Below are 21894 nucleotides of genomic sequence, written 5' to 3' on the forward strand. Positions count from 1 at the left end.
AAAGTCGGCATTTTTTTTGGCTTTTAATCGATTATCTTAATATGATTCTGATTTTGAAAGTACTAATTTTTTGTTCTGATTGTATTTCCAAATATCGGTATGTGTTCTCGCACCGCCTCTGCAGCTTGAGCTTAGTGTTTTTTTAGTTTTGTCCACTTTTACATCGCAAAACATATCGCATTTCGGGTTGTAATTTGTGGGGAATTTTAACGGATCAAATTGTTTGGTTTTTGGATTAAAAACAAAAATCTGATAAATCGTGTAAACTCCCATTCCGTCATCTGTATGGAAAGAAGCAAAATCGGTATAACCATCAAAATTGTAATCGTTTATTTCTAAATGCGAATCTTTGCCGGTTATAGAAGCTTCGATATTGTTTATGATTTGAATTTTTCCCGTTTGGGTATTTTTTACTTCTAAACTTTCAAAATTATTAATGTGTTTTACCTCAAATTTGCTGTTGTCTTTTTGCGAAAAAGAAATCGTATTTTGACTATTTGAAATAGAAAAAACGAAGAACAAACCAATAGGTAAAAGATGCATTTTTAAGATCATGAGTTTTCTTTTGGATGATAGAAATTGACAATTTTTTTGGCTCTCGATAATCCAATAACGGCGGCTATTTCAGTTTCTGATGCTAATTTTAATCTCTTAACACTTTTAAAATGCTGGATTAACGTAAGCATTGTTTTTTCGCCAATGCCGGGAATGCTTTCTACGGACGAATTGAGCGCTGCTTTGCTTCGTTTGTCTCGGTGAAAAGTAATACCAAAACGGTGCGCTTCGTTACGCAACTGTTGAATCACTTTTAAAGTTTCGGATTTTTTATCGAGATATAACGGAATTGAATCGCCGGGATAAAAAAGTTCTTCAAGACGTTTTGCAATTCCGATAATGGCAATTTTACCACGCAATCCCAATTCGTCAATACTTTTTAATGCCGATGACAATTGTCCTTTCCCGCCGTCAATAATTATTAATTGCGGTAAAGGCTGGTTTTCGTCCAATAATCTTTTGTAGCGTCGGTATACAATTTCGGTCATCGAAGCAAAATCGTCTGGACCTTCAACGGTTTTTACGTTAAAATGTCTGTAATCTTTTTTACTTGGTTTTCCATCTTTAAAAACTACGCAGGCCGCAACGGGATTTGTTCCCTGAATATTCGAGTTGTCAAAACATTCGATATGGCGAGGCTCAACAGGAAGACGCAAATCTTTCTGCATCTGTGCCATAATTCTTTTCACGTGACGATCTGGATCTACAATTTGTAATTGTTTCAATTGTTCGATGCGGTAGAATTTGGCATTTCGAATCGATAAATCTAAAATCTGTTTTTTATCTCCAAGCTGCGGAACGATTGTTTTAATGTTTTCGCCCAGATCCATTTCAAACGGAACAATGATTTCTTTTGATAATAAATTGAAACGTTCGCGAAGTTCTACAATCGCCAGTTCTAGTAATTCTTCGTCGCTTTCGTCCAGTTTTTTCTTAATGTCTAAAGTATGCGAACGAATAATCGAACCGTGAGAAATCTGCAGGAAATTGACATACGCCGCACTTTCATCGGAAACAATCGAGAAAACATCAATATTGGTAATTTTCGGATTGATGATGGTAGATTTGGATTGATAATTCTCTAAAACTTCAATTTTTTCTTTGATTTTCTGCGCTTCTTCAAATTGTAAATTCTGCGCATAAGTATTCATCAGTTTCTTGAAATCCTTTAAACTTTCTTTAAAATTTCCTTTTAAGATTTCGCGAATGGCATTGACTTGTCTTTGGTATTCCTCGAGGGGTTCTAAACCTTCGCACGGGCCTTTGCAATTGCCAATATGATATTCCAGACAAACTTTAAATTTGCCAGAATCGATGTTTGATTTGCTTAAATCGTAATTACAGGTTCGAAGCGGGTACAATTCTTTGATTAAATCCAGAATTGTATACACCATTTTGAAATTGGTGTACGGACCGTAATATTCAGATCCGTCCTTAACCATTCGTCGTGTTAAAAATATTCTCGAGAAAGGTTCTTTTTTGATGCAGATCCATGGATAGGTTTTGTCATCGCGAAGCAGTACATTATAACGAGGTTGTAGCGTTTTAATTAAATTGTTTTCTAATAAAAGCGCATCGGTTTCTGTAGGAACAACAATGTGTTTTATCGTTACAATTTTTCGAACTAAAACATTTGTTTTCTTGGTATCGTGAACTTTATTGAAATAGGAGGAAACCCTTTTTTTTAAATTTTTGGCTTTTCCGACATACAAGATTTTCCCGTCTTTATCGTAATATTGATAAACACCCGGATTGTCTGGCAAAGTTAAAATTTGAAGATCTAAGGTCGGTTTTTGCATTCTATTGTTGTTTCTGAAGATGTTCGAGAAGCTTTTCAAAAACCATTCCGATTTCTAAATAAAGCTTAACATTGAATTAGTTTCAAATTTACGAAATCAAAAGAATAATTTCTATATTTAGATTTTATAATTCCAGATGAAAAATAGTACTCCATTGGTTATTTTTGGCGAATCGATTCTGCCGGGAGAACATAGAACCATAAACGTCGAAATTGCTCGATTACATACCACGACAAAACTGAATATTCCTGTTATTGTACGCCGTTCCAAGCTTGAAGGTCCAACGGTTTTGTTTTCGGCGGGAATTCACGGTGACGAAATAAACGGTGTAGAAGTTGTCCGCCAGCTTATCAGCAAAAAAATTAACAGGCCTACGCGAGGCACTATAATCTGCATTCCAGTGATTAATATGTATGGTTTTGTGAACAAATCGCGCGAGTTTCCAGACGGTCGTGACTTAAACCGCGTTTTTCCAGGAAGCAAAAAAGGCTCGCTCGCAAGCCGATTTGCCTATCATATTGTCGAAGAAATTTTACCGATTTTAGATTATGCAGTCGATTTTCATGCCGGTGGCGCAAGCCGTTTCAACGCACCTCAAATTAGAATTACCGAAAACAATCCCGATTTGAAAATTTTGGCAGATGTTTTTAATGCGCCTTTTACTTTATATTCTAAAAATATAAATGGGTCTTTTAGAAATACTTCTGAAAAAGCCAATGTCAAAATGCTTCTCTTTGAAGGTGGAAAATCATTGGATATTAATAACGAAATTGCAAATGAAGGTGTCTTGGGTACAAAACGTTTACTGCATTATTTGAATATGCTTGACCCAAAACAATTGGTTGAGCCAGCAATGGAGCCTTCTATTTATATCAAAAATTCGGTTTGGCTTCGCGCGAAGTGTTCAGGTTTGCTGCACGATTTTAATTTAGTCGGAAGATTTGTAACCAAAGGAACTATCTTGGCCATTATTACAGATCCGTTTGGTAAATTTGAACAAAAAGTAAAAGCACCTCATGATGGTTTTGTGATCAACGCCAATCATTCGCCCATTGTGTACGAAGGCGACGCAATTTATCATTTATCTAAAAGTAATCCTGAAAATGCCGACGAGTAAAAAAGAACTTCGAATTGAATATAAAAATTGCCGCAAAGCACTTTCTTTTGATGAAATAGAAGAAAAAAGCCTGGCAATTGCAAACCAATTGATTCAGATGCCAATTTGGGATAAAATTTATTATCATGTTTTTCTTCCCATTGAAGAACATAAAGAAGTGAATACCGAATTTATTCTGCACTTACTTTCTGGAAAAGACAAAGAAATTCTAATTTCGAAAAGTGATTTTGAGACCAGAAAAATGACTCACTTTCTATTAACGGATAATACCAAAATCAAAAAGAACGAATATAATATTCCAGAACCTGTTGATGGAATCGAAGTGCCGGCTTCTAAAATTGAAGTGGTTTTTGTACCGCTTTTGGCTTTCGATGTTTTTGGAAATAGAATTGGTTACGGAAAAGGTTTCTATGATAAATTTCTAGCAGAATGTAAACCCGAAACCATCAAAATCGGACTTTCTTTTTTTGAAGCCGTAAGTGAAATCGATGATATTTTTGAATCGGATATTAAATTGGATTATTGCGTTACGCCTGAGAAAATCTACACCTTTTAATTTTTAGATTATTTTTTCTGTAAAGACGTACAGCAGTGCGTCTACGTAAAGTTTGTCGACATGCTGATTGCGGGCAAAATTAAAACGGAAGAAAATAAATAATGCCACAGATTAAAAGGATTCAAAAGATTAATCCATTTAATCTGTTATAATAAATCTTCATTAAAAACATTTAATAGTTTTTTTTAAATTGCAATACTGTAGAGACGCACAGCAGTGCGTCTACGCAACGTATGTTGACATGGTGATTGCGGGCAAAATTAAAACGGAAGAAAATAAATAATGCCACAGATTAAAGGATTCAAAACATTAATCCATTTAATCTGTTACAATAAATCTTCATAAAAAAAAATAATAGTTTTTTTTAAGATGCAATATTGTAGAGACGCACAGCAGTGCGTCTATGTAACGTATGTCGACATGGTGAGTGAGTTAAAGACATTAATTTGAAGGAATGTAATCTATAAACGTTTGTGGATATGCTGGATGTTAGATGCACTGCATTGCATCTCTACAGTCAAACTGTTTGTAGAAAAAACAAAAAAATATTTTCCCGCTGAATGCCTTTAAAATCAGGGTTTCTAATTTTATTTTCACGTAAGAAAAACATTTGTAAAATTCTTGGCATCGAATTTGAATGATCGGAAATTGCAAATAATCAACTCTAGTACATCCGGAATGCTAGTCCTTATTTGAAAGCAAAAATCTATTACTAATTTTAAAAAAACTACTTTATGAGAAATCTTAATTTCTTTATGATGGCATTCCTTGTACTTACTATTTTCAGCTGTAACAAAGCGTATGCACCAGACCAAAATTATGAAACAGTTGATTCTGCTGCAGCTGTCACAGATGCAGTTCAAGAGGAAATGTACATTGAACCAAACTCGGAAAGTTATGCTGGACTGGAAGAAAATCCTTTTGAATCTCCGCTTAAAGAACCACTTTCTACTTTTTCTATAGATGTTGATAATGCATCCTACACCAATATTCGAAGATTTATAAACGAAGGACAGAAAGTTCCTAAAGATGCTGTTCGTGTGGAGGAAATGATTAATTTCTTTAAATATAAATATCCAGAGCCAGACGGCCAGCATCCTTTTGCGATTAATACAGAATACAGCGATTGTCCGTGGAATACAAACAGCCGGCTGCTAAAGATTGGTTTGCAGGGAAAGAACATTCCAATGGCAAATTTGCCGGCCACTAATCTTGTTTTCTTGGTAGATGTTTCTGGTTCGATGGATGAACCAAATAAACTGCCTTTACTAAAAGAATCGATGAAGATTCTAGTAAATGAACTTCGCAGTATCGACAAAGTTTCTATTGTGGTCTATGCGGGTTCGGCGGGAGTTGTTTTAGAACCAACGTCAGGTAATAATAAAGACGAAATTATGGATGCTTTTGATGATTTGCATGCGGGCGGAAGCACGGCAGGAGGCGAAGGAATCGAATTGGCTTATAAATTAGCACAGCAAAACTTCATTAAAGAAGGCAATAATAGAATTGTGATAGCTACAGATGGTGACTTTAATGTGGGCTCTTCGACTGATGATGATATGATGAAACTAATTGAAGAGAAAAGAAAATCTGGTGTATTCTTAACAGTTTTAGGTTTCGGAATGGGCAACTACAAAGATTCTAAAATGGAAATTCTAGCTGATAAAGGAAATGGGAACTATGCTTACATTGATAATATTCAGGAAGCAAATCGTTTTTTGGGAAAAGAATTTAAAGGTTCCATGTTTGCGATTGCAAAAGATGTGAAAATTCAAATTGAGTTTAATCCAAAACACGTTCAAGCGTATCGATTGATTGGTTATGAAAACCGTAAACTAAATGCTGAAGATTTTAAAAATGACGCCATTGATGCGGGCGAATTAGGAAGCGGACATTCGGTTACTGCTTTGTATGAAATTATTCCTGCTGGGGTTGAAAGCACTTACGTTCCGTCGGATTTAAAATATACTAAAACCCAAAAAACAGATGCGAATTACAGCGACGAATTGGCAACAGTGAAATTTAGATATAAAAAACCTGATGGCGATAAAAGTCTTGAAATAGTAAATGTAATAGCAGACAGAAAAACAGATCTGCAGAATAGTTCTCCTGATTTCAAATTTGCCACGGCCGTTTCTTGGTTCGGATTAAAATTGCGCGATTCAAAATACATCAGCAGCAGTTCGAGTTCAGACATCAAAAAATTAGCAAAGTCTGGTTTATATAACGATGAAGATGGTTATAGAGCTGAATTTATCAGATTGGTTGATGCGGTAAATTAATTGAAATTCCAATAATAAAAAAATCCCAAATTCCAATTATTGTTTTGGAATTTGGGATTTTTTTATTTGCGGTTTTTTTAAAACTTTATTTCACTTCCTTAATTGTCGACGAATCAATCCAGCCTTGTGTTCCATCTGTTAATTCTACTTTTTTCCAGCCTCCAACAGTTTCAAGTACATAAACTTTTGCTCCTTCATGCAATAAAATAATACCATTGGCAGATTTTTGAGGTTCGCCTCTAACTTGGCTTAACTCAGAAAAAACAATAGCGACACGATCGTTGTCAAAGTGATTTTTTTCAGACATCCCAGCAGAAATACTTAAACCCAAAGCAATCAAAAGGATAAACATTCCGACAAAATAGATTCTTTTTGAAAGTGTTGCCGTCGAAAAATAATAACCAATAAAACTCAGCAAAAACACAAATCCAATTGCAATAGCAATTTTTGCCCAAGTATTATAATCAAAAATAGAAGTGAAGTTCTGAATCAGTTTGGCAAAACCTACTTTAGGAACTTCTTTAATTTCGTCGATGGTCAGCTTTTTAGCAAACTTTAGATTATTTAAAGTCTCAGGATCATTTGGTTTTAAAACCAAGGCTTTTTCATAATTATAAATCGAAGGTGCGACTTGATTTAATTTATAATAACAGTTTCCAAGATTAAAATACAATTCAGCCGAATGTAATTTATCTTCTTTGATAATGTTTTCGTAAACCTGTGCAGCTTCTTTATATTGTCCTTTTTGGTATAACGCACTTCCTGCTTCAAAACGGCCTTGCGCAAAGAAAACCTGCGATATGAATAAAAAGAGATATAGTATATTTTTCATTTTATTTCTTAAAAACCTAACAGGTTTTAATCCCGAGGCTTCGGGACTGTTAGGTTTGTTTTAAAGTTAAATTTAAACAATCTGTTTTTGTAATTCAGAAATAATCAAGACCGCTTTATCGTAATCCTGCTGAATCGAAGCGCTTGATGCTGGGGCATAACGTGCAAATTCGCAGTTTTCTGTCAAATCAATAAAATTCTGAACCGTTTCAGGATTTGCATTTCTCGAAAGCAGCAACTCTCTAATATTGTCTTTACTCATTTCTGAGGTTTCAATATGCAGTTTAGCTTTTAAGAAATTATGCATTGCTTTTTCTAAGGCAATATAGAAAGGCTCTTTATTGTTAAGATGTTTCTTCGCCTGCGATAAATATTTCTTCGCCAGTTTATTATTCATTCTAATTCTGTTTCCAGTAACATCACTATCCATAGCTTCTTTTTTCTTCTTAGCTAAGATAATAAGTGGAATGATGATAAATGGAGCGAATAATAAACCTAAATATAAATCAGAACCATAAAAATCGTTTTTAGCAATAGTAATTAAAGCTGTTTTAGATTTAATGTTTTTGAATTGATCTGTTTGAGCAATTACATTTTTAGCCGCTGTTCCTGTATTTGCTTCAGCAGGAGTTGGTCCGTCTAAAACATCAACCATAATTTCTTTCGAAGTGATAGTTTTATAAGAACCTGTACTCAAGTCAAAATAAGAAAACTGCATTGGTTTAATGGCATATTTTCCTTTGTACTGTGGAATGATAGTGTATTTATCTGTAATTCTTCCTGACATTCCAGTTAACGAAGTTGTTACTTTTTCGTCGTGAACAGGATCGTACATTTCTAATGCATTTGGCACAACTGGTTTTGGAAGTGTAAATAACTTCATATTTCCAGTTCCCTGTGCACTCACAATTAAATCAAGACTTTCGCCATTTTTAAGTGTTGTTTTTGATGGAGTAACAGTAAAATTAAGTCTTCCGACAGCGCCCGTAAATCCTTCTGGTTTTGTGCTTTCAGGAAGCGGTCTTACATTTATTGTTTTAGCTCCTGCAGAAACTATTTTATTGTCCTCAGTAATAATCATCTGGCCAAACATATCACGACGATTTGTTGGTAATTGCACACCAATATCTAGTGAAAGAGGTTCAATTGTAAGCTTTCCAGCTTTTTGAGGATACAAAATAGCTTTCTTCAAAATAACAAAATAACATCTCTGACCTTGATAAGTTCCTTCTTCGATCGCTAATTGTTTTATGTCAATGTTCTGATTCCAGAAGTCATTGTATTTTGGTTTTGCCAATTCTTTAAAACCAGTTACACCAATGTTATTGAAATACAATTTATAAACAACCGTAATCGGTTCGTTTAAGTACGGATTTGTTTTTGAAATTTCAGCAACCAAATTCAATAATTCATTTCCAGATCCAGGAGGTCTGTCATTAGGATCTCTTTCCTGAGCCACAGCATTTGTAACCGTAACTTTAATTGGAGATGTTTTATAAACTTGTCCGTTATATTCTATCGCGGCTTGTTTAATGAGAAGAGCACCTTTTCTTTCAGGCTGCAGGATATAAGAATAAATCTTTTGAAAAGAGCTTCGTCCATTTACCCAAGACTGGCTGATTTGCTGACTTGGTCCGGCAACAAGTTTAAAACCATCAAAAGCAGGCTGTTCAAAGTTATCCCCATCAACATTCATGATGAAATCTATACGAACTCTTTCGTTTAGTCCAAGCGTGTTTTTGCTTACTCTGGCTTCAAATTGTACTTGAGCCATAAGTCCTTGAAAAGTGAGTAGAAATAGAATTAAATATCTTTTCATTAATTGTTTAGTCGTGTTTGCTGTTTAATCGTTTATTTACTTAACTATTTAATCGTCTTATTTTTAATCATTAATTTGTTTAATCGACCATAATTGCATCAATTAAACAAATTAACGATTAAACGATTAACTCAAAAAGCCTACCAGTCTTTTTCTGTTTTCTTAGGGCTGCCTTTTACTTTTTGTGCGTTTACTTTATCTTGGATTTTCTTTTCTTCATTGTTCACCGCATCTAATAAATTCTGGACACGTTCTTTTGAAATTCCTCCAGGCTGCGGTTTAGGTTCTCCTTTGTTGTCAGACTTGTCGTCTTTCTTCGGATCATTTTTACCGTCTTTTTTGTCTTTGTCCTTATCGCCTTTGTCGTCTTTCTTATCCTTGTCTTTGTCTTTATTTTTATCCTTGTCCTTGTCTTTATCTTTGTTTTTATCCTTGTCTTTATCTTTATTCTTGTCTTTGTTTTTATCGTTTTTAGGCGGATTTTCTTTTAGCTTTTGTTTTGCGTACGCATAATTGTAACGCGTTTCATCATCTGTCGGATCATTGCGTAATGCTTGTTTGTAAGCTTCTACAGCCTGAGTATAATCTTTCTCTTTCATAAAGACATTCCCAAGATTATGATACGCTTTGTGTTTTTCAGGTCTGGTTTTGGCGTTTTTTATGGCTTTCGCGTAAGCAAACTTTGCTTCTGAAATTTGATTTTGTCTATAAATAGTGTTTCCTAAATTATATGGCGCTGTTGATTTTTTAGGAAATTTTGATTCCGAAATTCTATAGTTTGCCTCAGCATCAACAAATTTATTCTGTTTATATTCTTCATTGGCAGCAGGCAATGATTTGTCTTTCTCTTGAGCAGAAACTGCAAAAGAAACCGTTAGTAAAATATAAAGAAGTAAATTTTTCATTCTTGTTTTTTATTTTTGTTTGCCACGAATCTCACTAATTGACACTAATTAGTTTTGTTTTTTTGTTTGAATTTCACAAAATAGCAATTTGTTTTTCGTGTAAATTCGAGCAATTAGTGGCTGACTTTTTTTATTTCTTTTCGTTAAATAAATCCAATTCTTTGATCCAGCTTGTTTTTCTTTCTAATAAGAAAATATCCAGGAACAGTAATAAAAATGCAAATCCGATAAACCACTGAAACTGCGATTGAAATTCGGCCATTTGTGTAGCTTCAAATTCCGTTTTTTGGATGTTGTTTAAAGCATTTTTTACATATTCTAAAACTTCTTTGGTGCTTCCGCCGTAAACGTAACCGCCTTTAGTAGCTTTTGCAATTGTTTTTAAACCTTCCTGATTTAATTTGGTTGTTACAGTTTGTCCGTTTTGATCTTTTTGGTAGCCTCGAACTACGCCATTTTCTTTTAATGGAATTGTTCCGCCTCGCTCTGTTCCAACACCAACCGTAATAATCTTCATTCCTAATTTATTAGCTTCTTCTGCAGCAGCAGTTGCGCCTTCAGAGTGATCTTCTCCATCAGAAATCAGAATTAATAATTTGCTGGTTTTGCTTTTTTCATCAAAATAAGTTGCAGATAATCGAATAGCTTCGTCTAAAGATGTTCCTTGTGACGAAACCATATCTGGACTCATACTCTGCAGAAACATTTTGGCAACGCTGTAGTCTGATGTTATTGGTAAAACGGGAAATGCACTTCCTGCGTATGCCACAATTCCGATTCGGTCACTTCCTAATTGGTTAATGATTTGAGAAACCAATTGTTTACTCTTATCCAAACGGCTTGGTGCAACGTCTTCGGCAAGCATACTTTTAGAAACATCGACTGCAAAAACAATATCTATACCTTCTCGTTTTACAGTTTCCATTTTAGTTCCGATCTTCGGATTAACCAGACCAATAATTAAGCAGGTAAGCGCCAAAAGAATCACCACTATTTTTAAAACAGGTTTAAAAACTGATTTCTCCGGGCTTAATCTTTTAACCATTTCCAGATCACCAAATTCGCGTTGTTTTCTTCTTTTCCAATACATATTGAAAAGGAAAACACACACCACAATTGGGAGTAAGAATAAAAGGTATAAATATTTTTTTTCGTCTAATTCCATATAATTTTTTAAATTCCAAAAACTAAATTCCAAATTCCAATTTTACTGTTGTCTGAAATCTTAATTTTTAAATTTCAATATTTTTAATTTTAAATTCCTATCCCAATTGTTGTGGGATAAATTCCAAATTCCATTTTTTTTTAAATTTTACTATTCCGTTTTGGATTTTGGAATTTAAAAATTTGGAATTTTTTAATTTTGAAAAAATTAAATAAAGCTTCTGTAAACTGTATTCCTTAAACCAACTTCGAGTAATAATAAAAAGCCGGCAAATAAAACAAAAACTCTGTATTTTTCATCGTAATCGTAGAATTTTAATTCCTCAATTTCTGTCGTTTCTAATTTGTTGATTGATTTGTATATTTCAGCTAATCTATCGTTACTTGTTGCTCTAAAATATGTTCCATCTGTTTTTTTGGCAATGCTTTTCATCAATCTTTCATCGATTTCAACTTTTTGCATTTTGAATAAAAAACCTCCGTTTGGTGCGTATGCGTATGGAGATTCTGCCATTCCGTTTGTTCCAAGACCAATCGTATAAACTTTGATTCCGTATTGTTTTGCAATATCTGCAGCAGTTTCCGGCTCGATAAATCCGGCATTGTTAACACCATCGGTAAGTAAAATAATCACACGGCTTTTTGCTTTGCTGTCTTTTAAACGATTTACTGCAGTTGCCAATCCCATTCCAATTCCTGTTCCGTCTTGCAGTACAGTATCATATTTAATGCCTTTAATGGCTTCAAGGATAATTGCTTTGTCGCTGGTAACTGGAGTTTTGGTATAAGCCTCAGAAGCATATAAAACCAATCCGATTCTGTCGTTTGGCCTTTCTTCAACGAAGTCGCCTGCAACTCTTTTTAAAGCTTCCATACGGTTTGGCTTTAAATCTTTTGCCAGCATAGACCCAGAAACGTCAATTGCCATTACAATATCAATTCCTTTCGTTGTTTTAGTTTGATTGCTTATATCGACCGTTCTTGGTCGTGCCAATGCAATAATTAAAGAGCTTAATGCTAAAGCTCTAAAAACATATAAGCATGGTCTTAATTTTATTAATAAAGATTCGTTGTTTTGAAAACCTGCGGTCGAGCTCATTTTTAAGGTAGCCGACTGTTGGTTGCGTTTCAATAAAAACCAAATTACAGCAATCGGAATTAAAAGAAACAACCAAAGAAATTCTGGATTTAAAAAAGTGATCTTACTCATTAGTTGTTTGCTCTTTGAAGTTCAACAGAATTTAATACTCGGGTTGTGATTTCATTAGCATATGTATCACCTTCTTCATGTAAAATCATGATTTGCTGCAACCCTTGATCTTGTTTGAAAAGTAACAATTCATAATATGCCTTTGTACTCGTTTTAGTTGCTGGATTAAGGATAGACATTGTTCCGTAACCTTTAACTCCCTGAATACCTTCGTTTGTTTGAAAATCTTCTTGTTTTACAATAATATTTTGCGCTCCTTGAGCTTCCATTACTTTTAAAGATCCTTCCAGGGCTTTTGCTAAATCTATATCAGTTGGCTGTTTAAATTTGGCAGTAGAAACGGTGATATAGAAGTTGTCAATCATACTTCCGTAAACAAAAAGCTGCATTTCTTTAATTAATGCCATCGTTTCTTTTGGAAGTACTTTTTCAGTATCCATTCTTTTTAAAACCTTTGGAGTTTCAATAAGAACCGCTGGATTTCCGTAAGCACTTTTTACCCATTCGCCTTCCAATAATTCTTTAGAAGGATGACCAATTAGGTTGTCTTTCACGTAAGTGAAGCCTTTTGTAACCACAAAGTAAGTTGTAGTAGCCGTTAATAAAAACACAACTGCTGCAACTGCGTAACCAATTCGGGCATTACGTTTTTTACGAAGTTGTGCCTGAATTTGTTTTTGTTTTTGCGCTTCATTCAACAATTGATCTTCGATATCCTCTGGTACTTCTGTTGGAATCGCATTGTCAAGCGTTAAAATTACCTTCTGGATTTTATTTCTATCCTCAGTAATTTCAAAATCAAGTGGCTTAGATTTAGCAAATTTTACCAAATCGGCCTGACGTAAAACACGTTCTAAATTTTCTACCGTTTCTGGAGTCAGCGTCATTTTTTTCTTGGTAGAAGCTGTTCTGATTGCTTGAATTAACTCAGAAGTAGTACTTTCCATTGCTGGAATATGAATGGCTTCTTCAATATAATTTCTAGCAATATCAGTTAATTCACTATAGTATTCTTTAATTTCTCCTTTTTGAACCAGTTCTTTTTGCTCTAAGTTGTTTAACAAACTTGTCGCTTTTTCGATAGGCGTTTTATAAACTTCTTCTTCGATTTTTTTCAGCTGACGTTTTTTAACGTACCAGTATACAAAAGCCCCAATTCCGATAATTACTAAAACAATTAAAACGTAAATCCACCAATTTCCTATTCCATCATCAACCGAAGAAATATCTTTGATGTCGTACATTTTCTGTTGTAAAGTATCGACTTTTACATTAGCCACTTCTACTTTAATAGAATCACTAAAGAAAGGCTTTTTGTCAATTAAAATTTTAATGCTCGGGATCGTATAACGACCAGAATCAAACTGTGTTAGTCCATATTTTTTGATCAATTCATAAGTTCCGTCTTTCTTAACTGTATCAACAGCATAAGATTGAATGACTTCTAAAGGGCCAATATTTTTAAGTTTTGGAAATTCAACTTTTGATGTTGAAGTCACAACCGTTTTAAGGGTCAGTTTGAACTCAGCACCAATTTTATTTTTGGTGGTATCAATACTTGTTTCTACTTGTTTCTGCTGTGCAAAAATCATAGTAGAAAAAAGCAATAAAAATATATAAAGTTTAAATTTCATTTGATTTATGATTGAAGATTAACGATTTTCGATTTTTGATTTTCCCCAGGATTGTCAATAGTTTTCTAAAATTGTAATCTTTAATTTTTATGAATTATTTTTTGATGTTTTAATGCTGGACACAAAAATGGAAATTAATTGATTTGCTTCTATTTTTACCTGCATTAAACTTTCTCTGTCTGTTGATAAATTTGCTTTTTCTATTATTTTCAAACAGACAAATGTTTCTCTTAATTCTTTCAGACAAATTCCCATTTTATGAATAAAATCTTTTTTACTTTCTGCACTTTGCGCTTCACCGTAATTTAGCGCCGGCGATGTTCCCGATCGAATTATCTGTCCTGACAAATGATTTCCGGCATAATTTTTCTCAAACTTACTTGCTATAATTATAATTGTTGCTGCAAAATCAATCAATCTATTTTCTAATTCTTGTTTGGTCATTTCTTAAATACTCCCTTTAATCTCAAATCACACACATCATAAATCAAAAATCGTTAATCAAAAATCAAAAATACTTATCTCGATTTGAAATAGCCTAACAGTTTAGTTACATAATTTTCGTCAACTCTGGTGTTGACAATTCCTGCTCCAGATTTACGAAATGTATCTTTAAAATAATTCAATTTATCTTGATAATGTTTCTCATAATTAGAGCGGACTGTTTTTGAACCCGTATCAACCAATTGTATTTTCCCAGTTTCGGCATCCAGCATTGGCACCATTCCTAAATTTGGAATTCTTTCTTCGCGGATATCATATACTCGAACACCTGTTATGTCATGTTTTTTAGAAGCAATTTTTAAAGTATGCTCATAAGAATCAGACATAAAATCGGAAATCATAAAAATAATGGCTTTCTTTTTTTGGGTTCCAGATAAAAACTTCAAAGCTTGTGCAATGTCTGTTTTCTGGCTTTTTGGTTCAAATTCGATCAATTCACGAATAATGCGAAGTACGTGCGAGCGTCCTTTTTTTGGAGGAATATATAATTCTATTGTATCAGAAAATAATATTAAACCAATTTTGTCATTATTCTGTGTAGCCGAAAAAGCCATCGTTGCCGCAATTTCGGTGACGATGTCTTTTTTAAATTGATTTTTAGAACCAAAAGATTCAGAACCCGAAATATCAACCATTAAAACCATAGTTAATTCGCGTTCTTCTTCAAATACTTTAACGTGAGCTTCATTGTAGCGTGCGGTCACATTCCAATCGATGTTACGAATATCATCTCCGTATTGGTATTGACGCACCTCGCTAAACGTCATTCCTCGTCCTTTAAATGAAGAGTGGTATTCTCCCGAAAAGATATGATTGCTCAATCTTTTGGTCTTGATTTCTATTTTTCGTACTTTTTTTAAAAGCTCTTTTGTATCCATTTCTTTAGTTTTCAGTCGCAGTTTTCAGTCGCAGTTATTGTAATGTGTTTACTGTGACTGAAAACTGAAAACTATTTTTAAGGTACCTCAATCTCGTTTACGATTTTGTTGATAATGTCTACAGAAGTAATATTTTCTGCTTCTGCTTCATAAGTGATTCCAACTCTGTGACGTAAAACATCATGCACAACTGCACGAACGTCTTCTGGAATTACGTAACCGCGGCGTTTGATAAAAGCATAACATTTTGCTGCATTAGCCAAATTGATACTTCCACGAGGAGAAGCTCCAAAACTGATAAGCGGTTTTAAATCGGCTAATTTGTATTTTTCTGGGTAACGCGTTGCGAAAATAATATCTAAGATGTATTTTTCAATTTTTTCGTCCATATAAACTTCACGAACTGCTTCTTGAGCACGTAAAATCTGGTCAACAGAAACTACCGGATTTACTTTTTCGTAAGATCCTTTTAAATTTTGACGAATTACAAAACGCTCTTCATCAATTTTTGGGTAGTCAATTACTGTTTTCAACATGAAACGGTCAACTTGTGCTTCAGGTAATTGGTATGTTCCTTCTTGCTCAACTGGATTTTGTGTTGCCAAAACTAAAAACGGACGATCTAATTTAAAAGTAGTGTCGCCAATTGTAACTTGTTTTTCCTGCATCGCCTCTAATAATGCTGACTGAACCTTTGCCGGCGCACGGTTAATCTCATCGGCAAGTACGAAATTGGCAAAAATTGGTCCCTTTTTAATAGAGAATTCGTTTGCCTTAATATTGTAAATCATGGTTCCGACAACGTCGGCAGGTAATAAATCCGGCGTAAACTGGATACGGCTGAAAGAACCTTGAACCGCTTGAGATAATGTATTTATAGCCAAAGTTTTTGCAAGACCTGGAACTCCTTCCAGTAAAATATGCCCTTGTCCAAGCAGTCCAATTAATAAACGCTCGACCATATGTTTCTGGCCCACAATAACTTTGTTCATTTCCATTGTAAGAAGGTCTATAAAAGCACTTTCTCTTTCAATTTTTTCATTAATCGCTCTAATGTCTAAAGTCGTTGTATTTTCTTCCATATAAATATTTTTAAAAACCTTGATTTGTACGCCTGTTTTTTGAGAGTGCAAATTGAATATTTTTTAAGAAGTAAGATGTTAAAGAATGGTTAAAACTTCGACCAATGCCTTAATTTTAAGGACTAATTGTGAATCTATTTTTATATTTTTAAGAACTTTGATGATTATGTTTTATTAAAGCATAATTATTACCAAAAATAACGCATAACTATTATGAGCAAAACTGTCTTATCGCCTATAATTTCAGGCACTATGAATTGGGGAGTTTGGGATAAAAACCTTACAACTAAAGAAATGGAAAACATGATACAAGTGAGTATCGAAAACAAAATTACGACTTTTGATCACGCGGATATTTACGGATCGTATACGACCGAAGCCGATTTTGGAAAAGCCTTTCACGCCAGTAAAATCGATCGTGAAAAATTACAATTAATTACCAAATGCGGTATTCAGATGATTGCTGAAAAACGCCCAGAAAACAAAATCAAACATTACAATTATTCGAAAGACTATATTGTTAAGTCGGTTGAAGAATCTTTGAAAAAATTAAAAACAGATTATGTAGATGTTTTTTTGTTACATAGGCCAAGCCCGTTAATGCAGGCAGATGAAATTGCAGAAGCTGTTGAGAAATTAAAAGGCGAAGGAAAAATTATTGATTTTGGGCTTTCCAATTTCACTAGTTCACAAACTGAATTAATTCGCCAGAAAACAGAGGTAAGTTATAATCAAGTACAATTTTCGGCTACACATTTTGAACCAATGTTAGATGGCAGCTTAGATTATATGCAGACACACGGAATTCGTCCGTTATCATGGAATCCGCTTGGAACTGTTTTTAGAGAAGATACAAAGCAAACTCGCCGTTTGAAAAAACTGTTTTCGACTTTATTAGAAAAATACCATTTAGGTGCGGACACACTTTTATTATCATGGATTTTAAAACATCCTGCAAAAATAATTCCAATTGCAGGTACTGTGAATGTTGCTAGAATTCAATCTTTATCAAAAGCAATTGAATTGGACATGGATACAGAAGATTGGTTTGCGATTTGGACAGAAAGTATGGGCGATGATGTGCCTTAATTTTTAGTGTTCAGTTTACAGTTTTTAGTATTCAGTTAAAACTATAATTTGCAAAAATAGAACGCAGATGAAGCGGATTTACTTCGTAAAAACGCAGATTTGCACAGATTTTTTTTAATTAGTAAGAGAAAAATCCGTAATTATCCGTGTCTTTACGAAGTAAATCCGTGTCATCCGCGTACCAAAACATAACCTAAAGATGAAAAAAACAGTTTTAATTACTGGCGCCACAAGCGGAATAGGAAAAGCAACCGCGCAGATACTGGCGAAAAATAACTATAAAATTATTCTCTGCGGCAGACGTAAAGATCGCTTAGAAGAACTAGAAAAAGAACTTTCGGCTTTTACAGAAGTACATTCTCTAGCTTTTGATGTTCGTGATAAAGAAGATGTTTTGCAAAAAATAAGTTCTTTGCCAAATGATTTTGCAGTAATAGACGTTTTAATTAATAACGCAGGAAATGCTCATGGTTTAGATCCTATTCAAACGGGAGATGTAGACGATTGGGATGCGATGATTGATATTAATGTAAAAGGACTTTTATATGTTTCAAAAGCTGTAATTCCGCAGATGGTTGAAAGACAATCAGGTCATATTATTAATATTGGTTCGACTGCGGCAAAAGAAGTTTATCCGAATGGAAATGTGTATTGCGGAACAAAACATGCGGTTGATGCGATTACGGCTGGAATGCGAATCGATTTAAATCCATTTGGAATCAGGGTTGGAGGCATTCATCCTGGAATGGTAGCGACTGAATTCAGCGAAGTTCGTTTTAAAGGAGATGTCGAAAGAGCGGCCAATGTTTACAAAGGATTTGATCCGCTTCAGGCAGAAGATATTGCCGATATCATTCATTTTGTGGTTTCAAGACCGTATCATGTAAATATTGCAGATTTGATGGTAATGAGTACGGCACAGGCGTCTTCCACGATCGTCAAGAAAAATATGTTATAAATTATTATAAAGACGCACAGTAGTGCGTCTTTTTTACGTTTTAAAGTTATGGAATGCAATTAAAATGATTACGAGTTTTTAATTAATGTAAATTAGTGCAATTAGCGACAAAAAAACTAGACTATGATCAATAAGCGCCTTTTGATAAAGAATTTACTTGCTCACAATGATGAAAGCAGTTTTTATGATAAAAAAAGGCAGTTGAATCTTCATTCCCGCGAAGGAAAAGGTAAGTTTTTAAAACACATTTGCGCGTTATCCAATTCCAACCCAAACAATAATTCTTATATCGTTGTTGGAGTAGAAGATCAGGATAACGAAATTGTAGGCGATGATTTTTTTGATGACAGCCGAATTCAGAATCTGGTAAATGCTTTTTTAGAAAATCCGCCAAAAATTCAATACGAAAATGTCCCTTTTCCAAATCTTCCCAAAGACAAAGTAATTGGTCTCGTTACTATAAAACCAAAAAGCAAAGTCTCTTATTTTAAAAAAGGAATCCATACGATTCTTGCTAATAGTGTTTTTATAAGGCGCGGCAGTAATTCGATTCCGCTGGATAATAGCGAAGAAGTCGAAAAAAGCTATCAGAATACAGAAACCGTAATTGGTATAGAAAATAGTTCTCGAAACAGCATACAATATACTTTAGACGGCGTTATAGATTTTATGAATTTCAGGCATAAAGATATGTCTCCGAAATATTTTGTTTTCAAAGAATTGTTTGTAATCTGCTGGGCAGGAGTTCCAAAAACAATGCGGGATAAAACTTTCCTTTCTCGCGTAGACATTGAATTAATCAATGAACAAATTAAACTTTTTTATTCTGCGCAAGATGTTGTTACTATCGAATATAATGATGATACTTTTACCATTACAGAATATGTTCCTTTAGGTTTGAATGATAAAACGAGTTATTATCCGCTCGAAGAACAAACTATTCATTTCTTTGATAACGGTTATTATAAAATAGACCGACAAATACTTTTTCAGCCGCCAGAATTTAATCGAAAAATGTTGTACCATATTTATAACGCCAATATGGCTTTGCTGGCGAAACTTCAAAAAGAAATTACTTTATCTGAGCGTGAATTAAAAGACTTAGAAAATCTGCCTTCGACTTTTATGATTTGTTATTTGAATGGATTTGAAGATGCCAGACAAAAATTAATTGATGCAAAATTGCTTCTCAAGCCTTATAAACATATTTATTCCTCTTTTAAAGAAGCATTGCGGATTTTGCGTAAGATGAAGTATGATGTTCAGTAAAGTTACAAAGGTTCAGAGGTTCAAAGCGACAAAGGTTTCTTGTAGAAACGTATTGAAGTTGCAAAGGTTCAGAGGTTCAAAGCGACAAAGGTTTTTTGTAGAAACGTATTGAAGTCGCAAAGGTTCAGAGGTTCAAAGCGACAAAGGTTTTTGTAGAGACGCACTGCAGTGCGTCTACATCCAGCATATCTACAAATATTCTGTTGCAAAATCCGTATAAACCCCTTTTTTTATTGAAAATTCAAATATTTATTTACTTCACTATAAGGGAATAAAAGTTCTTTTGGGCCGTCTGCATAAGAAGCTGCTTCGTATGAGTTGTAATACAGAAGCAAACCTTGAGAGGTATAAAAAATATTTTGAGGCAGTTGGAATTTATCATTTTCAAACATCAAACCTGTTGCATTAATATTCGCGTTTTCTGGGATTTTATATTTTGCTCGGAATGTCTTTTCGGCGAAAGCCTTAAAATCTTTTTCGTTTTTAAATAATTGGTTATTGAAAACAGCCTTTCCAGTTTTCGGATTAAATAATAAAGAACGATAACCTTGATAACCATGCGCGCCTCCTGTAAAGGTATAATGATCTAGTTTGAGATTTAAAATGTGCTCCGATTGAAATTCGACATTACCAATTATTTTTGCTTCCCAGCCAAAAGTATCGTTTGGAAATTTCTCATGCATTTCGTCATAAGACACAATAAATGACTTAGACAATGATTTGTAGTCATTGACTTTTGTTGAATCTTCGCCAAAAAAAACAATCTCTTTTATTACGGAGAAAACTTTCTTGTTGATGCTGTCTGATATTACTTTAATATTTTTGGCAACTGGAACTTCTATTGTGATTTCCGGACATTCATTTTTGCACGGAATAGTAGATTTTTCTTCAAACGTTTCATTTTCAAATGAAAGCTCTTTTTTGCAACTTGTAAAAATCAAACACAAAAAGATTATAAATATGTAATTTTTCATATCAAAAAGTGTTAATTATATACAAAGGTAAGAAGTTGTGTCCCGATAAAATAAATTAAGCGGTAAATTTGTACAACAATTATAGATTTAAAACTTATAACTATATGAAATTTAATACAAAAGTTATACATGGAGGACAGCACCATGATCCATCTACAGGAGCAGTTATGCCGCCAGTATATCAAACTTCAACGTTTGTTCAAACCAGTCCAGGAAAGCCTTTAGGTGATTATGAATACAGCAGGGCATCAAACCCAACTCGTACCGCTTTAGAAGAAGCTTTGGCAAGTATAGAAAACGGAACTCGCGGATTGGCATTTTCATCTGGACTTGCTGCAACAGATTGTGTTTTACGATCTTTTAAAGCTGGGGATGAAATTATTGCAATGGATGATTTATACGGAGGAACATATAGAATGTTTGCTCGTGTTTATAAAGATTCGGGAATTAAATTTCATTTTGTTGATATGACCAATATTGAAAAATTGAACAGTCTGATCAATGAAAACACTAAATTAATCTGGGTTGAAACGCCGACAAATCCGTTGATGAAATTGGCCGATATTCAGGAAATAGCAAAAATTACACAAGCAAAGAAAATTCTTCTTGCGGTAGACAATACTTTTGCAACACCATATTTACAGAAACCATTAGATTTAGGTGCTGACATTGTAATGCATTCGGCAACGAAATATTTAGGAGGACATTCTGATGTTATTGCGGGAGCTTTAATTGTAAAAGATGAAGCACTCGGAGAGCAATTGCATTTTCAGCAGTTTGCAACAGGAGCAACTCTTGGGCCAATGGACAGTTTCTTGGTTTTAAGAGGAATAAAAACTTTGGCTTTAAGAGTTCAAAGACATTGTGAGAATGGAGAGAAAGTGGTAGAATACTTAAGTAATCATCCGAAAATAAAAACGGTTTATTATCCAGGTTTAGAAAGTCATCCATTTCATGAAATTGCTAAAAAGCAAATGAAAGCTTTTGGCGGAATGGTTTCTTTTGATTTTAAATCGGGTAAAAAGGAAGATTCTATTACTTTCTTAGAGAAATTAAAAGTATTTACATTGGCAGAATCTCTTGGCGGCGTAGAATCATTAGCCAATCATCCGGCATTAATGACACACGCGTCAATTCCGGCAGATAAAAGAGCAGAAGTTGGTATTACTGATGATTTAGTTCGATTAAGCGTAGGAATTGAAGATGCTGATGATTTAATTGCCGATTTAGAACAGGCATTAGCTTAAAAGAAATTTCAAAATAAAAAT

The 21894-nt window shown here is 34.0% G+C and carries 19 protein-coding genes; 7 read left to right on the forward strand and 12 right to left on the reverse strand.

Going from position 1 to position 21894, the window contains the following annotated elements:
* Nucleotides 1-36 precede the first annotated feature (36 nt).
* On the reverse strand, nt 37-555 hold the full coding sequence (locus tag BSF42_RS14890; RefSeq protein ID WP_095953877.1) for a hypothetical protein: 519 nt from the start codon (nt 553-555) through the stop codon (nt 37-39).
* Nucleotides 552-2354, reverse strand: coding sequence for an excinuclease ABC subunit UvrC (uvrC, locus tag BSF42_RS14895; RefSeq protein ID WP_095953878.1), 1803 nt, complete (start codon nt 2352-2354; stop codon nt 552-554). The genes BSF42_RS14890 and uvrC overlap by 4 nt, the downstream gene beginning before the upstream one ends.
* Nucleotides 2355-2490: 136 nt before the next feature.
* Here uvrC and BSF42_RS14900 point away from each other — a divergent pair, with 136 nt between their 5' ends.
* The 3 genes from BSF42_RS14900 (at nt 2491) to BSF42_RS14910 (ending at nt 6309) form a co-directional block, all read left to right on the forward strand.
* Nucleotides 2491-3471, forward strand: a complete 981-nt coding sequence (locus BSF42_RS14900; RefSeq protein ID WP_095953879.1) for a succinylglutamate desuccinylase/aspartoacylase family protein — start codon at nt 2491-2493, stop codon at nt 3469-3471.
* The gene (locus BSF42_RS14905) at nt 3458-4027 is read left to right on the forward strand and encodes a 5-formyltetrahydrofolate cyclo-ligase (RefSeq protein WP_095953880.1); all 570 of its coding nucleotides are present in this window, start codon (nt 3458-3460) and stop codon (nt 4025-4027) included. The genes BSF42_RS14900 and BSF42_RS14905 overlap by 14 nt, the downstream gene beginning before the upstream one ends.
* A 734-nt stretch (nt 4028-4761) precedes the next feature.
* Nucleotides 4762-6309 carry a VWA domain-containing protein gene (locus BSF42_RS14910; protein ID WP_095953881.1) on the forward strand — a complete coding sequence of 516 codons (1548 nt, stop codon included), beginning with the start codon at nt 4762-4764 and terminating at the stop codon, nt 6307-6309.
* A gap of 85 nt (nt 6310-6394) precedes the next feature.
* Here BSF42_RS14910 and BSF42_RS14915 read toward each other — a convergent pair whose 3' ends face one another.
* From BSF42_RS14915 to BSF42_RS14955, 9 genes are all read right to left on the reverse strand, one after another.
* Nucleotides 6395-7141, reverse strand: coding sequence for a tetratricopeptide repeat protein (locus BSF42_RS14915; protein WP_095953882.1), 747 nt, complete (start codon nt 7139-7141; stop codon nt 6395-6397).
* A gap of 72 nt (nt 7142-7213) precedes the next feature.
* Nucleotides 7214-8959: a BatD family protein gene (locus tag BSF42_RS14920; protein WP_095953883.1), complete on the reverse strand. Its 1746-nt coding sequence runs from the start codon at nt 8957-8959 to the stop codon at nt 7214-7216.
* Nucleotides 8960-9099: 140 nt separating this feature from the next.
* Nucleotides 9100-9864 carry a tetratricopeptide repeat protein gene (locus BSF42_RS14925; protein ID WP_095953884.1) on the reverse strand — a complete coding sequence of 255 codons (765 nt, stop codon included), beginning with the start codon at nt 9862-9864 and terminating at the stop codon, nt 9100-9102.
* A 130-nt stretch (nt 9865-9994) separates the two neighbouring features.
* Nucleotides 9995-11029 (reverse strand): VWA domain-containing protein, encoded by a 1035-nt coding sequence (locus tag BSF42_RS14930; protein ID WP_095953885.1) that lies wholly within the window; start codon nt 11027-11029, stop codon nt 9995-9997.
* Between the two features lie 207 nt (nt 11030-11236).
* Entirely contained in the window at nt 11237-12238 is a 1002-nt protein-coding gene (locus BSF42_RS14935; protein ID WP_095953886.1) for a VWA domain-containing protein, read from the reverse strand.
* The gene (locus BSF42_RS14940; RefSeq protein WP_095953887.1) at nt 12238-13872 is read right to left on the reverse strand and encodes a hypothetical protein; all 1635 of its coding nucleotides are present in this window, start codon (nt 13870-13872) and stop codon (nt 12238-12240) included. The genes BSF42_RS14935 and BSF42_RS14940 overlap by 1 nt, the downstream gene beginning before the upstream one ends.
* A gap of 87 nt (nt 13873-13959) precedes the next feature.
* Nucleotides 13960-14316: a four helix bundle protein gene (locus BSF42_RS14945; protein WP_095953888.1), complete on the reverse strand. Its 357-nt coding sequence runs from the start codon at nt 14314-14316 to the stop codon at nt 13960-13962.
* Between the two features lie 74 nt (nt 14317-14390).
* Entirely contained in the window at nt 14391-15254 is an 864-nt protein-coding gene (locus tag BSF42_RS14950) for a DUF58 domain-containing protein (RefSeq protein WP_095953889.1), read from the reverse strand.
* 77 nt (nt 15255-15331) lie between these two features.
* Nucleotides 15332-16336 carry a MoxR family ATPase gene (locus BSF42_RS14955; protein WP_095953890.1) on the reverse strand — a complete coding sequence of 335 codons (1005 nt, stop codon included), beginning with the start codon at nt 16334-16336 and terminating at the stop codon, nt 15332-15334.
* 213 nt (nt 16337-16549) lie between these two features.
* Between BSF42_RS14955 and BSF42_RS14960 the strand changes: the two genes are divergently transcribed.
* The 3 genes from BSF42_RS14960 to BSF42_RS14970 all read left to right on the forward strand — a co-directional run bounded on the left by BSF42_RS14960 (nt 16550) and on the right by BSF42_RS14970 (nt 19652).
* On the forward strand, nt 16550-17425 hold the full coding sequence (locus BSF42_RS14960) for an aldo/keto reductase family oxidoreductase (RefSeq protein ID WP_095953891.1): 876 nt from the start codon (nt 16550-16552) through the stop codon (nt 17423-17425).
* A gap of 199 nt (nt 17426-17624) precedes the next feature.
* Nucleotides 17625-18383 carry an SDR family NAD(P)-dependent oxidoreductase gene (locus BSF42_RS14965; RefSeq protein ID WP_095953892.1) on the forward strand — a complete coding sequence of 253 codons (759 nt, stop codon included), beginning with the start codon at nt 17625-17627 and terminating at the stop codon, nt 18381-18383.
* A 123-nt stretch (nt 18384-18506) separates the two neighbouring features.
* Nucleotides 18507-19652, forward strand: coding sequence for an ATP-binding protein (locus BSF42_RS14970; RefSeq protein ID WP_095953893.1), 1146 nt, complete (start codon nt 18507-18509; stop codon nt 19650-19652).
* A gap of 230 nt (nt 19653-19882) precedes the next feature.
* On the opposite strand, the gene BSF42_RS14975 is transcribed toward BSF42_RS14970, so the two are convergent.
* Nucleotides 19883-20626 (reverse strand): DUF3298 and DUF4163 domain-containing protein, encoded by a 744-nt coding sequence (locus BSF42_RS14975; protein ID WP_095953894.1) that lies wholly within the window; start codon nt 20624-20626, stop codon nt 19883-19885.
* 104 nt (nt 20627-20730) lie between these two features.
* On the opposite strand from BSF42_RS14975, the gene BSF42_RS14980 reads away from it, so the two are divergent.
* Entirely contained in the window at nt 20731-21873 is a 1143-nt protein-coding gene (locus tag BSF42_RS14980) for a cystathionine gamma-synthase (RefSeq protein WP_095953895.1), read from the forward strand.
* Nucleotides 21874-21894 lie beyond the last annotated feature (21 nt).

It is taken from the genome of Flavobacterium sp. ACN6, from assembly GCF_002304005.1.
Lineage (GTDB): Bacteria > Bacteroidota > Bacteroidia > Flavobacteriales > Flavobacteriaceae > Flavobacterium.

Excerpts from the sequence above, each read along its gene's own strand:
- BSF42_RS14905 (WP_095953880.1), top strand. The coding sequence starts at position 3,458 with ATGCCGACGAGTAAAAAAGAACTTCGAATTGAATATAAAAATTGCCGC.
- BSF42_RS14960 (WP_095953891.1), top strand. The coding sequence starts at position 16,550 with ATGAGCAAAACTGTCTTATCGCCTATAATTTCAGGCACTATGAATTGG.
- BSF42_RS14935 (WP_095953886.1), bottom strand. The coding sequence starts at position 12,238 with ATGAGTAAGATCACTTTTTTAAATCCAGAATTTCTTTGGTTGTTTCTT.
- BSF42_RS14970 (WP_095953893.1), top strand. The coding sequence starts at position 18,507 with ATGATCAATAAGCGCCTTTTGATAAAGAATTTACTTGCTCACAATGAT.
- uvrC (WP_095953878.1), bottom strand. The coding sequence starts at position 2,354 with ATGCAAAAACCGACCTTAGATCTTCAAATTTTAACTTTGCCAGACAAT.
- BSF42_RS14915 (WP_095953882.1), bottom strand. The coding sequence starts at position 7,141 with ATGAAAAATATACTATATCTCTTTTTATTCATATCGCAGGTTTTCTTT.
- BSF42_RS14930 (WP_095953885.1), bottom strand. The coding sequence starts at position 11,029 with ATGGAATTAGACGAAAAAAAATATTTATACCTTTTATTCTTACTCCCA.
- BSF42_RS14925 (WP_095953884.1), bottom strand. The coding sequence starts at position 9,864 with ATGAAAAATTTACTTCTTTATATTTTACTAACGGTTTCTTTTGCAGTT.
- BSF42_RS14910 (WP_095953881.1), top strand. The coding sequence starts at position 4,762 with ATGAGAAATCTTAATTTCTTTATGATGGCATTCCTTGTACTTACTATT.
- BSF42_RS14965 (WP_095953892.1), top strand. The coding sequence starts at position 17,625 with ATGAAAAAAACAGTTTTAATTACTGGCGCCACAAGCGGAATAGGAAAA.
- BSF42_RS14950 (WP_095953889.1), bottom strand. The coding sequence starts at position 15,254 with ATGGATACAAAAGAGCTTTTAAAAAAAGTACGAAAAATAGAAATCAAG.
- BSF42_RS14890 (WP_095953877.1), bottom strand. The coding sequence starts at position 555 with ATGATCTTAAAAATGCATCTTTTACCTATTGGTTTGTTCTTCGTTTTT.
- BSF42_RS14900 (WP_095953879.1), top strand. The coding sequence starts at position 2,491 with ATGAAAAATAGTACTCCATTGGTTATTTTTGGCGAATCGATTCTGCCG.
- BSF42_RS14980 (WP_095953895.1), top strand. The coding sequence starts at position 20,731 with ATGAAATTTAATACAAAAGTTATACATGGAGGACAGCACCATGATCCA.
- BSF42_RS14975 (WP_095953894.1), bottom strand. The coding sequence starts at position 20,626 with ATGAAAAATTACATATTTATAATCTTTTTGTGTTTGATTTTTACAAGT.
- BSF42_RS14945 (WP_095953888.1), bottom strand. The coding sequence starts at position 14,316 with ATGACCAAACAAGAATTAGAAAATAGATTGATTGATTTTGCAGCAACA.
- BSF42_RS14940 (WP_095953887.1), bottom strand. The coding sequence starts at position 13,872 with ATGAAATTTAAACTTTATATATTTTTATTGCTTTTTTCTACTATGATT.
- BSF42_RS14920 (WP_095953883.1), bottom strand. The coding sequence starts at position 8,959 with ATGAAAAGATATTTAATTCTATTTCTACTCACTTTTCAAGGACTTATG.
- BSF42_RS14955 (WP_095953890.1), bottom strand. The coding sequence starts at position 16,336 with ATGGAAGAAAATACAACGACTTTAGACATTAGAGCGATTAATGAAAAA.